The organism is Neochlamydia sp. S13 (genome assembly GCF_000648235.2).
Lineage (GTDB): Bacteria > Chlamydiota > Chlamydiia > Chlamydiales > Parachlamydiaceae > Neochlamydia.
In genome coordinates this window covers 1,384,998-1,405,860 of sequence record NZ_AP017977.1, presented here as the reverse complement: position 1 = coordinate 1,405,860, position 20,863 = coordinate 1,384,998, and the positions used below count along the sequence as shown (strand labels likewise).

The 20,863-nt window shown below is 36.9% G+C and carries 12 protein-coding genes and 1 tRNA gene; 5 read left to right on the top strand and 8 right to left on the bottom strand.

Annotated elements, in window-relative coordinates; genetic code table 11:
- Window positions 1-216 precede the first annotated feature (216 nt).
- A complete protein-coding gene (locus TY21_RS05405; RefSeq protein WP_042241790.1) occupies window positions 217-2,343 on the bottom strand; it encodes a tetratricopeptide repeat protein in 2,127 nt (708 codons plus the stop codon).
- 241 nt (window positions 2,344-2,584) lie between these two features.
- Here TY21_RS05405 and gap point away from each other — a divergent pair, with 241 nt between their 5' ends.
- The 3 genes from gap to TY21_RS05390 all read left to right on the top strand — a co-directional run bounded on the left by gap (window position 2,585) and on the right by TY21_RS05390 (window position 4,796).
- Entirely contained in the window at window positions 2,585-3,595 is a 1,011-nt protein-coding gene (gene gap, locus TY21_RS05400; protein WP_042241787.1) for a type I glyceraldehyde-3-phosphate dehydrogenase, read from the top strand.
- 88 nt (window positions 3,596-3,683) lie between these two features.
- The gene (locus TY21_RS05395; protein WP_052354563.1) at window positions 3,684-4,652 is read left to right on the top strand and encodes a hypothetical protein; all 969 of its coding nucleotides are present in this window, start codon (window positions 3,684-3,686) and stop codon (window positions 4,650-4,652) included.
- 61 nt (window positions 4,653-4,713) lie between these two features.
- Window positions 4,714-4,796, top strand: a tRNA-Leu gene (locus tag TY21_RS05390).
- Between the two features lie 577 nt (window positions 4,797-5,373).
- On the opposite strand, the gene TY21_RS11305 is transcribed toward TY21_RS05390, so the two are convergent.
- The 7 genes from TY21_RS11305 to TY21_RS05360 form a co-directional block, all read right to left on the bottom strand.
- Window positions 5,374-5,622: a hypothetical protein gene (locus TY21_RS11305; protein ID WP_042241784.1), complete on the bottom strand. Its 249-nt coding sequence runs from the start codon at window positions 5,620-5,622 to the stop codon at window positions 5,374-5,376.
- Between the two features lie 24 nt (window positions 5,623-5,646).
- Window positions 5,647-5,805: a DUF6496 domain-containing protein gene (locus TY21_RS11225; RefSeq protein WP_166154606.1), complete on the bottom strand. Its 159-nt coding sequence runs from the start codon at window positions 5,803-5,805 to the stop codon at window positions 5,647-5,649.
- Window positions 5,806-6,491: 686 nt separating this feature from the next.
- Window positions 6,492-6,953: a transposase gene (locus tag TY21_RS05380; RefSeq protein WP_130589572.1), complete on the bottom strand. Its 462-nt coding sequence runs from the start codon at window positions 6,951-6,953 to the stop codon at window positions 6,492-6,494.
- Window positions 6,947-7,255, bottom strand: a complete 309-nt coding sequence (locus TY21_RS05375) for a hypothetical protein (RefSeq protein WP_130589571.1) — start codon at window positions 7,253-7,255, stop codon at window positions 6,947-6,949. Before TY21_RS05375 ends, TY21_RS05380 begins: the two co-directional genes overlap by 7 nt.
- Before the next feature lie 63 nt (window positions 7,256-7,318).
- Window positions 7,319-7,585, bottom strand: coding sequence for a hypothetical protein (locus TY21_RS05370; RefSeq protein ID WP_042239730.1), 267 nt, complete (start codon window positions 7,583-7,585; stop codon window positions 7,319-7,321).
- A 76-nt stretch (window positions 7,586-7,661) separates the two neighbouring features.
- Window positions 7,662-12,665: a tetratricopeptide repeat protein gene (locus tag TY21_RS05365; RefSeq protein WP_042239731.1), complete on the bottom strand. Its 5,004-nt coding sequence runs from the start codon at window positions 12,663-12,665 to the stop codon at window positions 7,662-7,664.
- A 385-nt stretch (window positions 12,666-13,050) separates the two neighbouring features.
- Window positions 13,051-16,830 carry a tetratricopeptide repeat protein gene (locus TY21_RS05360; protein ID WP_042239732.1) on the bottom strand — a complete coding sequence of 1,260 codons (3,780 nt, stop codon included), beginning with the start codon at window positions 16,828-16,830 and terminating at the stop codon, window positions 13,051-13,053.
- 476 nt (window positions 16,831-17,306) lie between these two features.
- Between TY21_RS05360 and murG the strand changes: the two genes are divergently transcribed.
- On the top strand, window positions 17,307-18,410 hold the full coding sequence (gene murG / locus TY21_RS05355) for an undecaprenyldiphospho-muramoylpentapeptide beta-N-acetylglucosaminyltransferase (RefSeq protein WP_042239734.1): 1,104 nt from the start codon (window positions 17,307-17,309) through the stop codon (window positions 18,408-18,410).
- Window positions 18,407-20,842, top strand: a complete 2,436-nt coding sequence (gene murC, locus TY21_RS05350) for a UDP-N-acetylmuramate--L-alanine ligase (RefSeq protein WP_042239736.1) — start codon at window positions 18,407-18,409, stop codon at window positions 20,840-20,842. The genes murG and murC overlap by 4 nt, the downstream gene beginning before the upstream one ends.
- Window positions 20,843-20,863 lie beyond the last annotated feature (21 nt).

Sequence of the window (20,863 nt, the reverse complement as noted above, 5' to 3'; positions counted from 1 at the left end):
TGGGAAATATCGAAGCATGTATGAGGGGCAGATCAACTCGTAGTAGTGAAGAAGCCTTTGTAATGAAGGGGGAGCGAAGGGGTTGAATTGTTCAATCCAACTCAATAAGTCAAGTAGAAATACGAGGAACTTATGGGGGTGGGGAAAAGGCTGGAAAGCTTGAAGAACAATAGGAGCCGTATGAAGCGAGAGTTTCACGTACGTGTCTGTGGGAGCCTAAGGGGGAAGTTCCCTTGGGCGACCCGATTCTAAATTCCCTTGTTCTTGGTAGACTAAACCAAGGCTATTATAGCTATTTGCTACATAGGAATGATTTTTACCATACAGATTAATATTAATTTGGAGTGCTTGATTACCATACTCAGCTGCTATCGCTAAATTTCCTTGGGCATAGTAGATCATTAACAAGTTATTATAAACTGTTGCCACCTCGGGGCAGTTTTTACCGCCGCGCTTAATAGCAATAGCGAGTGACGCGTGGGTATATTCAGCAGCTTTTTCTAAATTTCCTTGGTTCTCGTAGATAAGCCCAAGAGATTTCAGGGCATAAGTGTTTTCCGAGTTTTCTTGTAGAGCTTTAAGGTAACACTTTTTTGCCTCTTCTTGTTGAAATATTCTTCTGGCTATGTCTCCCTGGATCTGGGGTGAGTCGTCATCTAAAGAGGAAGAGGTAAGTCTCTCTTCATGACCTAAGAAAAATTCTTGAATAGCCTGACGGAATGGAATAAAAATAAGATAAATCTTTTTTATATTTTCTAATGCCTTATGATCTAAAGCAAACTGCTTTTGGATAAGGGTAGGCTCATCGAACTTAAAGGGTCTGATCAATGGGTTCATCATCTCTCGTTGGGCTTGATAATGAGAATAGGTTTTAAGGCGCATAAATAGCGCTATACTCATCCACTCTTTTATTTTTTCTCTTGCGCTAACTGTTAAAGTCTTTAGCTTGTGTAGTTGATCGATTCTTGCAAATGTGTTAGGAGCTGTTACCCCTCTAAGAAGAGCTAAACGATCCAATGCTAAATGAGGAAAGCGATAAAAATCATCTTTGACTTTAAAAAGCATGCCCTCCCTACTTAAATCGCCCATTCCTGGATCGAAAGTATTCATATCTGCTAAAAACAAATGAAATTTAGCTAAGTACTGACGCAGAGTAAGGCCTTTTTGGCAAGGAGCATTAAGTTTTTTTTGAACATTTTCATTATACTGCTCAGTTAATTTGCGACTACCTTGAAGGTGAATAAAATTTAAAAGTTCCAGAGGAAGATGGGGTTCTCTTTCATGCCACCATTGATTTTCATTATCTTTACCAATATATTGAGCCATCTTCTCTGGAGTTTGGATAAGCTCAAATGTCTTGCCATTACCCAAAGGAGTTTTGCAGCCTTTTCCTTCAACTCCTGCCCCATCAAAGGCAAAGCCTCGCGGCGTAATGTCATCAAAAAAATTGATGGCTTTTAAGCAAGGAATATTTAAAGCAGGTAGGATCGTTTCACCTAAGTTGATCACTTTCAAGTGAAGAAGAGTGGCTAGACGTCTGAAATAATCTCTATTAATAGGATTATCTTCTTGGATAAGAATGCCAAACTCTAGATCGGAGTAAGGCGTCATCTCTTCTCTAGCAAGTGAACCAAAGCCTATCATAGAGTATTCACAAGGAGGAGGCCCTAATGTATCTAGGCTTTGTGCCACAATATGTTCAAAAAAGGTTTTTATTCCTTGATCTATTTCACGATAGAGCTCCATTACTTCTTGAGAAGAAGGAGTTTCGGATAAGGCTTGAATTTTTGCCTCTATTTCCGTCCTAAATCCTTTTAATATCTTACGGTTGCTTTCAAATTGATCTTCTATTGTGGCTAAGTCTACACTTCTGCCTTTACATTCTCTAACCAGTAAATCTTGAACTTTTGATAACTTTTCTTTAAGAACTTTTTGTTTGCCTTCTAAGGAATGAGATAGAAAATGCCTTTGCAAAGCATAATTATAAAGCGCTGCCGCTTGCAAAAAAGCTTCGAAGGTCCATTTTTTCACATAAACATCCCCAAGTTTTTCTATATAAAAGGCTTCTTGAATAAGGTCTTTCTTCCGAATAGCATGTTTTAAAGCTAAGGTATAGGCTTTTTCTTTAGCTAAAAAACTGCTTTCAATTAATTGTTTCCACTCTTTACAAACCAATTGTGTTCGGCATAAATCCTGTAGTCCTAGTTCTTTAAATATTTTTAAAGCGATTTCTGCGTAAACTGTAGTATTCCTTATAGAATCTTTAGATTGTTTTTCTTGGTTCACAAAGGCGGGAAAAATTAAAGGGTGAATGTGAAAAGTTCCTGATGAAAGCTGATGCATGATCTTATCCATTTGTTAACAAATTATATCATTTCAGGTTTATTGTTAATTTATGAATAGAATATATATAAAAGTATATATTTTTTAAAGCAAACTTATTAAAAAGTTAATAAAAATGGTAGTGAAAAGAATTAATTTATACAAACGCACTTGAAATTTTGCTAAGATTATTTCCTTTACTTTCTCCTTAAGTCTCATCTATGATAAAAAGGATGATTATGACTTTTTAAGGAATCTAGCTATGTCCCTAAAAATTGCCATTAATGGATTTGGCCGCATTGGTCGTTTGGTTTTTCGCTTAATTAGTGAAAGAAATGATATGCAAGTGGTAGCCATTAATGATGTTGTTTCTCCCAGCAATTTGGCTTATTTATTAAAATATGATACAGTACATGGTAAATTTAAAGGGGAAATTAAAGAGGAAGGAGAATATCTTCTCTTTAATGGAAAAAAAATACGAGTTAACGCTGAGAAAGATCCTCAAAAGCTTCCTTGGAAAGATCTTCAAGTAGATTATGTTTTAGAATCAACAGGTTTATTTACTTCTTTTGATGAGGCAGGTAAGCATTTAAAATCAGGAGCTAAGAGAGTTTTAATATCAGCACCTGCGAAAGGAGAAGGAATCGCTACTATCGTTTTAGGTGTTAATGAAGAAAAATATAATCCAGCAAATGACAAAATTGTGTCAAATGCTTCTTGTACGACTAATTGTTTAGCACCTATTACTAAAGTGTTGCTAGAGAATTTTGGAATTGAAGAAGGTCTAATGACGACTGTGCATGCTATGACAGCTACACAGCCTACAGTTGATGGACCCTCTCATAAAGATTTAAGGGGAGGCAGGGCTGCTAGTCAGAATATTATACCTTCTTCGACTGGAGCTGCAAAAGCTGTAGCTTTATGCCTTCCTCAAGTGAAAGGAAAACTTACGGGTATGGCATTGAGAGTCCCTGTGGTGGATGTCTCTATTGTCGATCTAACCGTGAGACTGAGCAAACCAACTAGTTATGAATCAATATGCCAAGAGATGCAGAAAGCCTCAGAAGGGCACATGAAAGGTATCTTAGGCTATTGTGATGAACCGGTTGTGTCAAGTGATTTTATTGGAAGCAGATACTCTTCAATATTTGACAAAGATGCAGGCATACCTCTCAACGATACCTTCTATAAAATTGTGGCTTGGTATGATAATGAGATGGGGTATGCTTGTAGATGTGTTGAGCTTTTAGCCTATATGGCTTCGAAAGAGTAATATTAACATATAGTTAAGTAGTTGCTTCTTAAGTAGACTTCTTTGAAAGTCTAATATATATGCAAATTTAAACAGGATTGAATTAATTGTGGATTTTACTCGAGAACCTATTATTGAAACCGTTATTACGCCTAAGGAAGGGTGCAAAATTGTTGTTCGCAATAGCAAAAATGTGGGACAAGAAGAATACTTCGTAGATGCTTTAGAAGTTGTTTCTTTCGGTACTGCTATTTTTTTTCGCTCCTTAGAAAAGCCAAAATCTTTTCTTGTGCCCGCAAACGACTATGAGATTTTAGAAGTGCGAGAAGCACGCATGGTACTTAAAAATGTGGGCTTGGAGCGTTCTATCAAGATAGGAGGAGGACGTGAGACTAAGGCCGTGAAGGAAATGCCTATAGATAAAATGGATCCAGCGGCTATGGAGGAATCTAACGTTATTGCAGAAGAGCAAGTTGCCGCTAATGACAATCGGGCAGAAAAAAAGCGTGATCGTAGACGGCAGCAAAGGCGCCGCCGAGGTCGAGAGGAGCAAATTAAAGAAGATCTAGGAGGCACTGAAGCTATATCATCATTAGAAGATGTAGGGCAACTAGATGTAGCTTCTTCATTAGAGGGAAAAGTAGCAGGAGAGGGTCAGCCCCTAGCGCAGCCTACAGTTCCTTTCATGAGTGGATTATTGCCTCCTCCTCCGACACTAATTTCAGAGACCATTGGAAGGTACAAAGAAAACATACTTTTTAAAAATGCTTTCTATACGCGAGAAGAGACTAAAGAAGATGATGAAGTTCAAGTTCTTCATAGCATCACTGAGGAATTTGAAGGAGAGAGTGAAGAAGTTGAAGAGTTTTTTAAAGAAGAGCAAGGTGAGTTACCTCCTATTATAGAGCCTGCTCCAGAAGTTAAGCCCTTGTCTTCTGAGGAACAAAATAGTTCTTTTCATTCTTTTTGGGACGACCTTGGTGAGCCTACTTCTTCTCCTCTACCTTTGACCGAACCAAATGAAATAAAAGAGCCTCTAGAAGAGGAGCCTTCTAACCCCCACGAACAAAAAGAATAAATAATTGCGACATTTGGCTTGCTATTAAAGTCAAATGTCGTTATCTTAGCGCTTACCTTTTGCTCGGATGGTGAAATGGTAGACACAAGGGACTTAAAATCCCTCGGGAGCAATCCTGTGTCGGTTCGAGTCCGACTCCGAGCATTTTTTTAATTCGGACCCCTCTCTAGTTTTCCCTCTTTAGCTTCTTTTCGTCATCTCTCCTGCTCTGTAGCCACTAAGTCTATGCTAACATTCCAATATGCCTTTAGTTAGTTTTTATCCAAGCTGTTTTCCTAGGCATGACTTTAGAAAGCGCAGAAAGAGTATTCTTTTAAAACTGTGGGAGGGATAAGCTTTATGATATTAAAACAATGCACAATAGCTAAGCAATTGATCATCAGTTACTGAAGATAAAGCGTCAGTACCCTATGTCCATTTGATAGAAATAAAAGAGCCAATAGATTACTTCCAACTAAGAAGTCTTTGGCCTATGTAGAAAACTATAAATGATCGCTCTTTATCTATCACAAAAGATTTGAAATTTTTCAATGAGATAGGAAAATTAGAATTGTTTTCTTGAAAAGTGGGTTGAGAGTAACAGACACTTTTTTAGTCCATTGGCTCGATGCTTTTTAAAACTTTAACCTCAATTAACATATGCTTAGAAAAGTATTTAAGAGATAAGTAACTTTGGTAGAGAAATAATAAAGCTACCCCTACCAAAGTTAGCCATACAAATTTATCGACTTACAGCTTTTTTTCTAGCCGCAGTCGTCGTTTTCTTCACTACAGCTTTTTTTACTATAGGCTTTTTTGCAACAGGTTTTTTAACTATTGCCTTGGCAACAATCTTAGGTGCTGTTTTCTTTACAGTTAATGTTTTTTTAGCCACCGCTGTTTTAGCAACTGGCTTCTTTGCAGCAGGCTTTTTTTCTGCTGTTTTTTTAGCCGTTGTTTTATTAGCGGCTGGTTTTTTTATTGCTGCCATCTATGTTCTCCTTATATTTGACAGTTATTTAGTATTTTTTCCTTTTTTAGGAATTTTTGCACCAGATCTTCTGGCCTCATTTAAAGCAATTGCCACCGCTTGTTTCTGTGGCTTGCCATGATGTACTTCTGTGCGGATGTTTTCACTGATTGTTTTACGGCTTGTACCTTTTTTTAAGGGCATAAAAGGCCTCCTTCATTTTTTCTTACTAATAAAAATATATTTATCAAAGTTTTGTGATTATATATAGCAATTTTTTTATTTTCTTCTAAAAGTCTAACTTAATAGGTAGACAAGAAGCTTTTAAGGATGCATGTAGGCTGTGTTTTTAATCTAAATTTTTTTACCTCCCTTTTGGCTTAGATTTCAAAATAACTTTTAATTTGTAAAAAAATGATTGATGGGTTCGAATGTTTAGTCTTTATAAAATTGCCTTGCAAGATTAAAGAGCTAATTTTAGAAAACTTAATGCCCATTAGGCCTTCTGCTTTTTTAACAATTGATTTGCTGAATTTTTAATGGATAAAGGTCAGCTAGCGGATAGGCTATATATGATTTTTTAATTAGACCCATGGTTGCCCTTCTAATTTTTAGCAGTTTTATAAGGATAGTAAGCTATAAACAATTCGCCCCGCACACCTTTCAGGCTTTTTCTACAGCTTAATAAGAAAGCTACTTTTATCTCTATATTTAAGCCTGCTCTTAGCAAAGTTGTTTTTCCTTTATATGCTCTTATAATAATTAGATGGATTATTATAGTTTTTAGCAACCTCAAAGTTAGAGAAAATAGACAGGAAATCTTTAGAAGTAAATGATATAGGTCCTGGTATGAAGCTTTGCTGCTCTGTACAGGACAAAAAATAATTTTTTCATAAAAAAATCCTCTTAGGTATACTTGAGGATAACAATGGGTCAAAAAGCTTTAGCAACCAAAGAAAAAGGTTAAAACACCTAGGTGTTTCCAATAAGATTTCCCTTATTTTATCTAATCCATAGCGAAACAAACTTTTAGCTTTTCTGCCATGCTTCTTAATGCTAATAGGGACTGCGTTTGCAGCTACATTACCCAGTTTATACCCCCAACAAAAGGCAATGCTTAAGGCAAAGATAAGTTTCTCAATTCTGTCAGGATATGTTAAATGCGTATCTTCCAAGCAAAAGCCTCGTGTTTTTAGACAAGCAAATAAGGTCTCTATTTCCCATCTAGCTTTGTAGATGCTTATAGCTTTTTTTGGATTTTTATTAGTGACCACGAGTAAAAGCTCATCTTTTAGACGGCTTGCAGCTACATAAAAGGAATGGCTGAGCATTTGTAAAGGTTGAACTAACACTTTTTTTTACCCTCTTTTAGATGACGAAATACGTCTCTAAGAGAAACTGCATAGCCATTTCTTGCTCCTTCCACTAGAGTGTCTTCCCTAATACGCATATAAAAAGGAATCTCACTTTTTATCAGATAATCAAACCATTGACTCCCTATAAATTCTCTATCGCCAATCAGACCTGCAATCTTTGATGGGCCTAATTGCCTGATAACTTTTTCTAAAAGTTTAATGCGTTCATCAGTACATGAATTACCAGCTTTATTCATCACAAACCAGGCCAACGGAATAGCTGTTCCTTCATAGGCCATCGCTAAGGTTAAAATATTAATGTTTTTGCTGCCTACCTGCCAATTTGTTCTATCTATAATCAGTCATACTTTCCTTTTAATAGGAAATATTTGTAAAATAATCTTAAAAGCATCCAACATATCAAATTTTAGTTCTCGGAAAAAACGCTGTAGCCTTTTATAGTGGGAGTCTAGTTTTGCTTTTCCTTGAAAAGCTGTGGCTAGTTGAGTAAGGTTAACGCTTCTAACCCTAAAAAGAGCTAGAACAATTTGACAAAAACATGTAAGTCTTGCTCGGTTCCAATCTAAAGTTTGACTTAAAACTTCTCTTAGCTCGTCTATTTCTTTCATCTGTTTTCTCCTCGTAAAAGATAACAGTATAAATTTTTAGACGGGCTTTTTCAATTTTTGTCCTGTACAGAGTATTTCACAACATGTGAAGCCCCATTTGATTGATTTGTTTTTTCAAGCATGAGGTTAACATAGTACGTTCATTTAATATCTCTAGGGTTGCTGCTCTTAAATTTTCTTGGGATTGGTAAATCGCTTGCAGATTGTTATAACCCTTTATCACCTCAGGATGGTCTCTATCATAAAGCTTTAGATTGATATCGATAAATTTGCTGATATACTCAGCCGCTAGTTCTAAATTTCCTTGGCCTTTGTAGATCATTCCTAGGTTACTATAATCTCTTGCCACCGCAGGATGATTTTCTCCATAAAGTTTAAGATCAATTGCAAGCGCTTTATTGCTATACACCGCTGCTTTCTCTAAATTGCTTTTATTGTGATAAATTGCTCCTAGGTTGTTATAGTCTCTTGCTATTGCAGGATGATTTTCACCATAAACCTTAAGATCGATAGTGAGCGCTGTGATGCTATACTCAACTGCCTTATCTAAATTGCCTTGGTCTAGGTATATTGTTCCTAGGTTATTGTAATCCCTTGCCACGGTGGGATGATTTTCACCATAAACCGCAAGGTCGATAATAAGCGCTTTTCTACTAAATTCAGCTGCTTTTTCTAAATTACCCTGGGCTTTAAAGATTAATCCTAGGTTGTTATAGCAAATTGCTAGTGTAAGATGATTTTCACCATAAAGTTTAAGGTAAATGGTGAGTGCTTTGGTGCTATGCTCTGCTGCTTTCTCTGTATTGCCTTGGTCTTGATAGATTTGTCCTAAATTACTGTAATCTCTCGCCACCTTGGGATGATTTTCACCAAAACACTTAAAATTAATGCTAAGCGCTTTAGTACTGTAATCTATCGCTTTGTCTAAATTACCTTGGTTTTGGTAAATTGTTCCTAAGTTGCTGTAGCAATCTGCCATTTCGGGATGATTTTCGCCGTAAAGCTTAAGATCAATGGCAAGCGCTTTGTTGTAATGCTCCACGGCTTTATCTAAGCTGCCTTGGTCTTGATAGATTTGCCCTAGACTGCTGTAATCAATTGCCACCCGGGGATGGTTTTTACCAAAATGCTTAAGGTTGATCTTAAGCGCTTTAGTGCTATACTCTGCTGCTTTGTCTAAATTACCTTGGGCTTTATAAATTTGTCCTAGGTTATGGTAACTAATTGCCACTTCGGGATGATTTTCGCCGTAAAGCTTAAGATCAATGGCAAGCGCTTTGTTGCTATACTCTGCCGCCATATTTAAATTGCCCAGGTGTCGGTAAATTTCTCCTAAATTATTGTAATCTCTTGCCACTGTGGGATGATTTTCACTATAAACCTTAAGATCTATGTTAAGCGCTTTGGTGCTATACTCTGTCGCTTTGTCTAAATTCCCTTGTTCTAGGTAAATTTGTCCTAAATTGTTATATAGATTAGCTATCGCAGGGTGGATCTCTCGATAAAGATCAAGGTTAATAGAAAGCGCTTGCTTGCAGTATTCTATAGCTTTGTCTAAATTGCCCTGCTCTTTGCAGATTTGTCCCAGATTGTTATAATTTCCTGCTACGGTAGGATGACTTTCTCCATAAAGTTTAGCATCAATATTAAGCGCTTTAATGCAATATTCTGTTGCCTTGTCTAAATTGCCTTGGGCTTGATAAATTTGTCCCAGATTGTTATAATTTGTTGCTACGATAGGATGACTTTCTCCGTAAAGTTTAACGTCAACATTAAGCGCTTTAATGCAATATTCTGTTGCCTTGTCTAAATTGCCTTGGGCTTGATAAATTTGTCCCAGATTGTTATAATTTGTTGCTACGGCAGGATGATTTTCTCCGTAATTTTTAACGTTAACAGCAAGCGCTTTGTTGCTATGCTCCGCTGCTTTGTCCAAATTGCCTTGGGCACGATAGAGGGTTCCTAGGTTATTGTAACAAATTGCTACGGTAGGATGATTTTCACCAAAAACCTTAAGTTTAATTGTAAGCGCTTTAATATTGTACACTGTTGCTTTATCTAAATTGCCTTGCGCTTTGTATATTAATCCTAAGTTGCTGTAGTCTCTTGCCACCGTAGGGTAAGTTTCTCCATATAGGTCAAGGTTAATGGCAAGAGCTTTAATGCTATATTCGGCTGCTTTATCTAAATTGCCTTGATCAAGGTAAATGATTCCCAGGGCATTTAAAACCTCAGCATTATTTGGGTTATCGTTTTCTGCTAGAAGATACCATTCTTCTGCTTTTTTATGCTGAAAAAGCCTGCGGGCTATATTACCTTGCGTCTCAGGTGAGTTATCTTCTAAATTAGAAGACTTAAGTCTGTCTTCATGACCGGCTAAGAATTCTTGAATAGCTTGATGGAAAGGAACGAAGATACAATAAATCTTTTTTATTTTTTTTAGGGCTTCCTGCTCTAAAGCAAACTGTTTTTTAATAAGGTCTGGATCATCAAATCCAAAAGGCTTGATCAAAGGATTCATCATATGCTGTTGCGCTTGATAATGAGAGTAGGTTTTAAGGCGCATAAATAGCGCTATACTCATCCAATCTTTTAACTTATCAGCTGCACTATCTGCTACTACTCCTAGCATGTTTAGTTTATCAATTCTAGTAAAAGTGTCCGAGGCTTCTACATTTTTAAGAAGCGCTAATCTATCTAATGCCAGGTGAGGAAAACGATAAAAATCATTTTTAACTTGGAAAAGCATACCCTCCTTTTGTAAATCAGCCATTCCTGGGTTAAAGGCTATCATATCATCTAACACAAGGTGTTGCTTGGATAAGTGCTGTCGAAGGGAGAATCCTTCTTGGTAAGAAATATCAAGTTTTTTTTTGAGGACTTCGCTATATTCCTTAGTTAATACAAGATTGCCTAGCAGATGAGTAAAAGTTAGCAATTCCATGGGAAGATGAGGCTCTTTCTCATGCCACCATTTCCCTTTTTCGTCCTGTGCAATATATTCCGCCATCTTGTTAGGGGGTTGGATGAGCTCAAATGTCTGGCGATTTCCAAAAGGCGTTTTACAGCCTTTACCTTGTACTCCTTCCCCATCGAAGGCAAAGCCTCTGGGTGTAACGCTATCGAAGAAATTAGCCTTTCTTATGCAAGGAATATCCAAAGCAGGCAGGATGGTTTCCCCTAAATTGATTACTTTTAAATGAAGAAGGGTTGTAAAATACTTAAAATATTCTCTATTTTTTCCAGTATCTTCTTGCATAAGAATACCAAACTCTAAATCGGAGTAGGGGGTCATCTCTTCTCTAGCTAGAGAGCCAAACCCTATCATGGCATATTCGCAGGGTTGGGGCCCTAAAATGTCAAAAACTTGTATTGCAAGGCGTCTAAAAAAGAATTTTATCTGTTGAGCAATCTCACCATACAGCTCTCGGACTTCCTCAGATGAAGGATCTGAGCCGAGAGCTTGAATTTTCTCTTCTATTTCCTTTCTAAATTTTTTTAATCTTTCGCGATTATTTTCAAATTGCTTTTTGGTTTTAGGAACATTTACATTTTCTCCTTTGCAAGCCTTACTAAGCAAAATTTCGACTTTTGATAGCTTTTCTTTAATAATTGCTTGCTCGTCTAAAGAGGCATTATGTAGAGCATAATTATAAAGTCCTGTAGCTTGAAGGAGAGTTTGAGGCGTCCCCTTAATTAGATGGATATCACCTAGTTTTTCTATACATAACCTTATCTGAATAGTATCTTCTTTTTGAATAGCAAGTTTTAGGACATGTGTGTAATCTTCTTCTAATCTATCTGCAGATAAAAATGTATTGTGCTCGCCACTAGAAGACAGGGTTTTATCTAAATAATTTGAAAGCTTATCAAGGTAGGACTGTAGTCTCTTAGGTTGATAGAGCTGCAAAAATTTGACGTTATTAGGCATATGTTGTTTAAATACTCGAGCACACCTTCTTGCATCAAGAATGTTTCTTAATTCGCCTTTATTTAAACTACTAAAAGAATGAAAAATTTGTTGGAAAATTTCTAAAGGTAGGGTAGTTAAAGGATTAGATGGGTCAAATGTATCATTTTTATCCAGGTTGTATTTTGTTGTTAAAAATCTTTTTCTTTTTTTCCTTATATCTGGCTTGTTACCTTCTTTAAGAGGATAAAAAAAACTCTCTTTGCTAGGACGAGTAATACGAGAAGTTGCTTGATTTAAAAAGAAAGATTTTTCTTGTCCTAAAAGCTTTTGTGCATAAATGAAATGGCCACCTAGATCGACAATAAGAACATATTCTTTTAGCTTTTCTTCTTCAGGAATTGTTTTCCATTCTTGAGAATTATCCTTCATAGGTAAACTTGCTTTAGGAAAAATTAGCCTATCGTGAATACCGCAAGCCAGCTGTTCTTCGTTAACTGTTATTAATCTTATAGGAATAGATAAAGCTGTAGCTAATAGATCTCCTTCGCCCCATCCACTTATCCAAGTCCTTTTTCCTTTTATTTTTTTAGCTCTTTCATTGTTCGTGTATTTAACAATGCTTGAGAGCACTTGCCTTAAATAAAAAACTTTGTCTTTGCTCTCATCTAACAAAGGTATTTTCCTAGAAAGTTGTTCGTAACTTGCTAAAAAAGCGCTAAAAAAGCAGTCACCGTCACTTGGCACACCTTTTAATTTAAAGTCTTCTTTACCTAGATAGTCAGCAGCGGCATTTACTTTGGCTACGATTGAATCGTCAATAATAGCAGTGGGGTTATACCACAAGGATCTAGCTATTTGACGGTTGTCCCATTGATTAGAAAAAGAGCTTAAAAGAGATGACTTATCGCCAGTATTTTGATTTTCTTCAAGTGCTTTATGCTCAGTTATTTTAGAATAGAGCTTTTTCCATTCCTCAGTTTGCTCAATTAGTTGCTTCCATTCTTTACTAACGCCTCGTGCGTTAAATAAATCTTGCTGCCCCAATTCCTTAAAAATCTTTAAGCTAATCTCTGTATAGGGGCCTAAATTTAGTCCAGGCTTTGCTAATACTAATTCCCTAAATCCTGTAAATATGAAAGGGGTAATAGAAGAGCTTTCTACATTCATTTATTTGGCCTCCTTTTAAGGCTACCTACATCTTTACAGGTGATTAGCAGTGCTTATGGCTTTTTTAACTATCTAAATAATATTTTTCAAGAAAAAATAATAGTTTTTCAAACCTTATAAAATAATTTAGAAAAAAATTAAATTTTTTTGAAATAGGAGCCTAAAAATTTAGCTAATTTTAGGCTTGAGTATATTTCCTTCATTAGGATTAATATTTTCTCATTTATAGGATTTGGGGGAGATCATAATTGGAATTACCTTTCAGAAAATTTTAAATTTGTCCAGTTGTAGCCAAGGTGGAAGCTCTTAGATGCCTAATGTTGTTGGGTTAGAGTTTACCTTAAAGATTTCAAACGATTTGAAGGCTCATGGTCATGATTTCTCCTTACGGCTTAAGCTTAATGCCTCGCACTTTTTTTGCATATTCAGCTGCCTTTTTTGAATTTCCTTGTGCTTTGTAGATTTGTGCCAGCTTGCGGTAAAGAAGCACTACAGTAAGGTTATTTTCACCCAATAGCTTAATATTAATTTTGAGCGCTTGATTGGTGAACGTAGCTGCTTCCTCTAAACTTCCTTGTTTTTGGTAGATTGACCCTAGTTCATTATAACCTAATGCCACGGTGGGATGATTTATGCCCCAATGTCTAATATTAATTTCGAGTGATTTTTTAATATACTTAGCCGCCTGTTCCAAATCGCCTTGTTCTTGGTAAATCATTCCGAGATTGGTGTGGCATAGTGCTAGGCTAGGATGATTTTCGTTATATACCTTGGCGCCAATGGCGAGAGATTTAGTAGTGTACTCCGCTGCCTTCTCTAAATTACCTTGCCGTTGATATATCATTCCCAAGTTATTGTAGTTTATTACCATGTTGGGATGATTTTCACCGAAAAACTTAAGGTTAATGGTAAGCGCTTTATTGCTGTACTTAGTCGCTTTTTTAAAATTGCCTTGTTTTTTGTAAATTATTCCTAAATTATTGTAACTGCCTGCTACGTGAGGATGATTTTCGCCAACAACTTCTCTGTAAATTTGGAGAGCTTGATTAAAATATTTAGACGCCTTGTTCAAATTGTTTTGCTCTATATAAATTGTTCCCAAGTTATTATAGTTCGGAGCTACTTTGAAATGATTTTCACCAAAAATCTGTTCGTCAATTTGGAGTGCTTGCTTGGCATATTTAATAGCCTCTTCTAGATTTCCTTGTTCTTGGTAGACTTGTGCAAGATTACTATAACATGTTGCCACTTCAGAATGATTTTCACCATAATTGTTAAGAGCAATTTTAAGTGCTCTTTTGGCATACTCCATTGCTTTATCTAGATTTCCTTGTTCTTGATGAACTTGTCTTAGATTACTGTAACATGTTACTACTTCGAGTTGATTTTCATCATATTGGTCTAGAGCAATTTCAAGTGCTCTTTGGGCATATTTAACTGCTTTGCTTACCTTTCCTTGAGCTTGGTAATTTATTCCCAGCCCACCATAGATCTTTGCCAGTAAGGGAGGATTCTTTTCCCGGAAGCTAAGTGCAATAGAAAGAGCTTTGCTGATATATTTAGCCGCTTTCTTCACATCTCCATGTACTTGGTAAATCATTCCTAAACTGTGGTAGTTAGAAGCTACGGTGGAATGTTTTTCTCCAAAAAATTTAATATAAATATCAAGAGATTTCTTAGCATATTCGGTTGCCTTCTGTACATCCATTTGAGCATCGTAAATTGTCGCTAAAGTGTGGTAAATTGTTGCTACATTAGGATGATTTCTACCATAAAGTTTAATGTTAATTTGAAGGGCTTGATTAATGTATTTAGCCGCTTCTGCTATATTTCCCTGTGATTGATGAATTGTTCCCAAATTATGATAATCCATTGCAACGTGTGGAGAATCTATAGAATGAAGTCTGCTGTCAATTTTGAGTGCTAGGCTGGCGTAATCCCACGCCCGCTTTAGGTCTCCTTGGTCACGATAGATTTCTCCTTGATTGCTATAAAGTATGGCCCAAACAGGATGTTTTCCATTATAAACTTTGGTTCCAATTTCGAATGCTTTCTTGGCGCAGTCAATTGCTTTCTCTAAATTTCCTTGAGCATGGTAAATCATTCCTAAATGAGTGTAATTTCTTTCTACTTTTGAATGATTTTTGCCATATAACTTAAAGTCAATTTTAAGGGCTTCTTCAAAAAAATAGGCCGCCTTAGCTAAATTTCCTTGAGCATTGTAAATCACTCCAAGAGCATTTAGTACTTCTGTATTTTTTGACTCTATCATTAATGCAGACTTGTAACATTTTTTTGCCTCTTTATGTTGTAAAAGCCTTAGAGCTATATTGCCTTGAGCCTGCAACGAGTTGTCCTCTAAATCTGATAATTTAAGACTTTCTTCGTGGCCTCCTAAAAATTTTTGCATAACTTGATAAAAAGGAATAAAGATACGGTAAATTTTTTTTATCTTTTCCAACGCTTTATGTTCTAGAGCAAACTGCTTTCTAATAAGGTCAGGATCATCGAAGCCAAAGGGCTTAATCAGCGGATTCATCATCTCTTGCTGCGCTTGATAATGAGAATAGGTTTTAAGGCGCATAAATAGCGCTATATTCATCCAATCCTTTAACTTTTCGGCGGCGCCCTCCGTTATAACCCCTAACTCACTTAGCTTATCAATCCTAGTAAAAGTGTCGGAAGCCGCTATTTTTTTGAGAAGGGCTAGCCTGTCTAAAGCCAGATGAGGAAAACGATATAAATCATTTTTAACTTTAAAAAGCATACCCTGTCTTTCTAAGAGGCCCATCCCAGGATTAAAAGTCTCCATGTCCTCTTGAACTAGGTGATGCTTGGCTAGATATTGACACAGATCAAGGCCTTCTTGGCAAGGCTTCTCAAGCTCGTCCCGAACATTTTTCCTATAGTGCTCAGTTAGCTCCTCACTTCCTAGCAAATGAGTAAAGTTTAGCAATTCCATAGGAAGATGAGGCTCTTTTTCATGCCACCATTTGCCTTGTTCATCTTGAGCGATATATTGGGCCATCTTCTCAGGCGTCTGGATAAGCTCAAATGTTTGGCGATTGCCAAAAGGGGTTTTACAGCCTTTTCCTTCCGCTCCTTCACCATCAAAGGCAAAGCCTCTAAGAGTAACGCTATCAAAAAAATTAGCCTTTTTTATGCAGGGAATATTTAAAGCAGGTAGAATTGTCTCGCCTAAGTTGATTACTTTTAAGTGAAGAAGATTTGTTAAACGTCTAAAATAATCTCTATTTGCTGAAGTGTCTTCTTGCATAAGAATGCCAAACTCTAAATCAGAGTAGGGTGTCATTTCTTTTCTAGCTAAAGAACCAAATCCTAACATTGCATATTCACAGGGCGCAGCTCCTAAACCCCTTTGAGCTTGACCTACAAGACTTTTGAAGAAAACTTTCATCCATTGAGCAATTTCCTGGTAAAGCATTCTTACTTCCTCAGATGAAGGATCTGAGCCGAGAGCTTGGATTTTCTCTTCTATTTCCTGCCTAAACTTTTTTAATTCTCTGCGATTGTCCTCAAATTGCTTTTTGGTAATAGAAATATCTACAGGTTTTCCTTTGCAAGCCTTGCTGAGTAAAAATTCCACTTTTGATAGCTTTTCTTTAATACTTTCTTGCCCTTTTAAAGAGGCAGTATGTAGGGTATAATTATAAAGCCCTGCGGCTTGAAGGAGGGTTTGTTGCGTTCCTTTTATTAAATAGATATCGCCTAGTTTTTCTATACATAATCTTGTCTGAACAGGATCTTCTTTTTGGATAGTAAGTTTTAAAGTGTGGGTGTAGTTCTCTTCTAGTCTATCTACAGATAAAAAATTATGACTACCATCAATCGAAAAAAGATTTTTATTTAAATGGCTTGAGAGTTTGTCAAAATAGAATTGTAGCTTCTGAGGTTGATAGAGCTGCAAAAATTTGACGTTATTAGGCATGTACTGTTTAAATACTCGAGCACAGCTTCTTGCATCAAGGATTTTTCTTAATTCGTCTTCCGTTAAACTACTGAAAGAATGAAAAATTTGTTTGAAAATTTTTAAAGGTAGAGTTGCCAAAGGATTAGAAGGGTTAAAAGTATTATTTTTTGCTATATGATGGGAGTTGTTTTCAGTAGATAATAGGGTAGACTTGTGTACGTTCACTACATTCATATTTTTATCCTTCTTTTAAGTTGGCATGTATTTCAATGCGTAGCAAGAGCTGATTAAAACTTTTTACATACATTCCATCTATTCTTAAGAAGGTTGTAAAAAATATTTTTAACTTTCATATAAAAATAAACTTAAAAAAGCAACCATTATAATTTTTTGGCATAATTTTTAAGCAGGCGCTATTTAGTATAAATGATTTATTCCTTGGCATGAATTTTTTGAAATCTTGCTTTTTAATAAATTTTTTTAAGCTAAGAGAGGCAAGAGAACTTATAGCCATCCTTTGCCTTTAAAAAAGAATATGTCTATTGCTTTAAAATAAAGTTTATTGCTGAGTGGTTAACATACAGATGAAAACGCCTCTGTTTTTATCTATTTGAAGTCATTCCTATTCCTAGAAGCAATTTTTTTATCATTCGCTGGAATTAGAAATCCCAGTTTTGTAATAGTAGACACCTTTAATGGCAGGAGCGAAGATGGGTAAAAGAATTATTATTACTGTAGGGGGTACGGGAGGCCATATTTTTCCTGCTATTGCTTTAGGCAAACAGCTTATGGCAGCAAATGACTCTCTTGAGCTTTTGTATGTAGGCGGAAATCTCGATATTAACCCTTATTTTGACAAAGATTTCTTCCGCTACCAGGCGATCTCTTGTGCTACTTTTATAAATAAATCTCCTTGGGAAACTTTAAAAGCTTCTTACAAGATTTTAAAGGGTATAAAGCAATGCTGCAAGATTATTAGCGAATATCGCCCTGATATGGTGGTAGGATTTGGGAGCTATTACACCTTGCCTATGCTTCTAGCTGCAAAAGCTAAAGAAATCCCTTTCATCCTTCATGAAGCTAATAGCGTTCCCGGAAAAGTTAATCGTTGTTTGGCAAAGTATGCTTCCTTTGTAGGCATCCATTTTCCTGATACGGCAGATCTTTTAGGGGGGAAAACTTATGAAGTTGGCATGCCATTACGTCCAGAATATTATAAGGAAGGTAGCTCTTCCTCTAAAGCACGTGAATTCTTTGGGCTAGAGAAAGAGCGAGATACTATTTTAGCTTTTGGAGGCTCGCAAGGAGCTTTAAACTTGAATAATTTGGTTAGCGAAGCTTTAATTCAGCACTTAAAGCATGCTAAAGAGCAATGGCAGATTATTCATTTAACAGGCGATGCTTCTAGTTCCCATTTTTTAAGAGAAGAATACCGAAAAGCAGGCTTTAAGGCTTATGTCAAGCCTTTTGAGACCTATATGGAGCTAGCATGGCAGGCGGCAGATATCTCCATTACCCGTGCAGGAGCAGGTAGCATTGCTGAGCAGATGGAATTTGAGGTACCTGGGATATTAATTCCTTATCCTTATGCTACCGATAACCATCAGGAAAAAAATGCGGCTTTTTTAGTAGAGCAAGTAGGGGGAGCTTTAAGGTGCCAAGAAAAGGAATTAAATGCCTTTCATTTAGCAAGTGAGATTGAATCTCTTAATCTCGAAAAACGGAAAAAGATGAGCCAAGCGATGCAAAATTACAAGATCAACCACCGGCCTAAAGAGTTTTATACGCTTATTCTGGAGGCGCTCCACCCATGATTTCAGAAGCAAAACACTTTCATTTTATTGGTATCGGTGGTATCGGCATGAGCGGGTTAGCACGTATTCTTTTAAAAAAGAAGATGGTTGTAACAGGCAGCGACATGCAAGCAAACTATATAACGGAAGAATTGTCGAAAAATGGAGCTAAAATATTTATCGGTCATGCGGCTCACCACATTTCTGCCCATGCTGCTGTCATCTACAGCTCTGATATTAAGGCTGATAATCCGGAATATCATGCTGCTTTGCAGCAGGGATGCTTAATACTTCATCGCTCCGATCTGCTCTTATACTTAATGCAGGAGTATAAAACTTTAACTGTTGCTGGAACGCATGGTAAAACTACGACCTCGGCTCTTTTAGCATGGGTAATCATGCAGGCGGGCTTGGATCCTTCCTATGCGGTGGGAGGAATGCTTTCTCCTTCTAATTCAAATGCTGGACATGGGGAAGGGAAATATTTTATAGCCGAAGCTGATGAAAGCGATGGCACCTTTCTTAAGTATCATTCTTATGGAGGCATTATCACTAATATTGATGCCGATCATCTTAATTACTTTGGCAAGATAGAGAATTTAATTAAGGCTTTTAGCCAATTTTTAAGCAAAGTGGAAACATCGGAGCATCTTTTTTGGTGTGGGGACAATGAACATCTTCTAAATTTAAAGCCTAAGGGTGTTTGCTATGGATTTGGAAGTCATTGTGAGCTACAAGTTAGCAACTTTTCTCAAAAAGGATGGGGGATCTCTTTTGACGTAGATTTTAAAAATTGTCATTATTCGTCTATTCAGTTGCCAATGGTAGGACGTCATAATGCTCTTAATGCTGCGGCAGTGCTAGGCCTAGCTTTAAGCTTAGGGATTGCAGAAAATATAATCCGTAAAGCTTTTCTTTCATTCGGTGGTATTAAGCGTCGCTGCGAAAAAAAGGGCGAGAAGCATCATATTTTAATGCTTGATGACTATGCTCACCATCCAACAGAGATAAAAGCCACCCTAGAAGGTATACGCCAAGCTGCAGGGGGACGGCGCCTGATTACTGTATTCCAACCGCATCGTTACACACGTACTCAAGATTGCTTGGGATTATATAAAGATGTTTTTGATGAAGCTGATGAGATATTTATCACGGAGATATATGCTGCCGGTGAAGCGCCTATAGACGGGGTTTCTTCAATAGAAATTATTAAGGAAGTAGAGTCTAAAGGAATAAAAAAAATTCATTCGGTGCAGCGGCAAGATCTAGCTTCTCTACTTTTTGATTTTGTTCATCCCCACGATATTGTTGTTTCTATGGGAGCAGGCGATATTACTAAGCTTTCTCAAGAGTTGCTCGATTTATTCGGGCAACAAGCGCCACGTAAGCTTAAATTAGGAATAGTTTTTGGAGGGCGTTCGGTAGAACACGAAATAACATTCTTATCTGCTAGTCATATTTGCACGTATGTGTCTGCAGAGCTTTATGAGATTCAGTATTTTGGTGTCACTAAGCAGGGGCACTGGGTTGCAGAAGATAGTAATCTCCACGCGCTTAAAGAGCGCATGCAGGAGCTAGCAGCTGTAAAAATCGCCCCCTGTATAGATGCAAGCGTTTTTAACAAATTAATGGAGTGCGATTTATTTGTACCTATCTTTCATGGCCCCTATGGAGAAGATGGGACAATTCAGGGTTTTTTTGAAATTCTCGATAAAGCTTATATAGGCCCTGATCATGTGTACGCTGCTATCGCTATGGACAAAGCTCATACCAAATATCTTATGCAAGCTCATCAGATAGCTACCTTGCCTTTTGTAGAAATCACCTATAAAAAGTGGAAAACAGATAGTACCTCAATTATTCAGTCGATTCAAAACAAATTAAATTTTCCGCTTTTTATAAAGCCTGTGCATTTAGGTTCAACGATCGGCGTACAAAAAGTAATGCATGCCGATAGCTTATATTCAGCTATCCAGGAAGCTTTTCAATATGACTTTAAATTAATAGTAGAGGAAGGGCTTACAGATTTTAGGGAAATAGAATTTGCAGTTTTAGGTAACGAAAATGCAGAAGTATTCCCTCCTGGTGAAGTGTTTTCTCAAGGCCATGTTTACGATTTTGAATCTAAATATGGGGCAAACAGCATGAAAACCATTCCTCAAGCTTCTTTATCACCCGAAAAAAATAGAGAGGGAATAGAGCTAGCCTCAGCTGCTTATCAAGCAGTTGGAGGGACAGGGATGGCACGCGTAGATTTTTTCCTTGATGCTAATGAAAAATTTTGGCTAAACGAAATTAACCCTATCCCAGGATTTACTTCTCTTAGCCTTTATCCTATGATATGCCAGCTGAATGGAGTAGATGGAGAGGAGCTATTCAATCGCTTAATTATACTCGCGCTTGAAAGAAAACGAAGAGATGCTATTTTATGTAGGCAGCGTCAAAGCTTTTAGGGATGCTTAACTACATCTTTT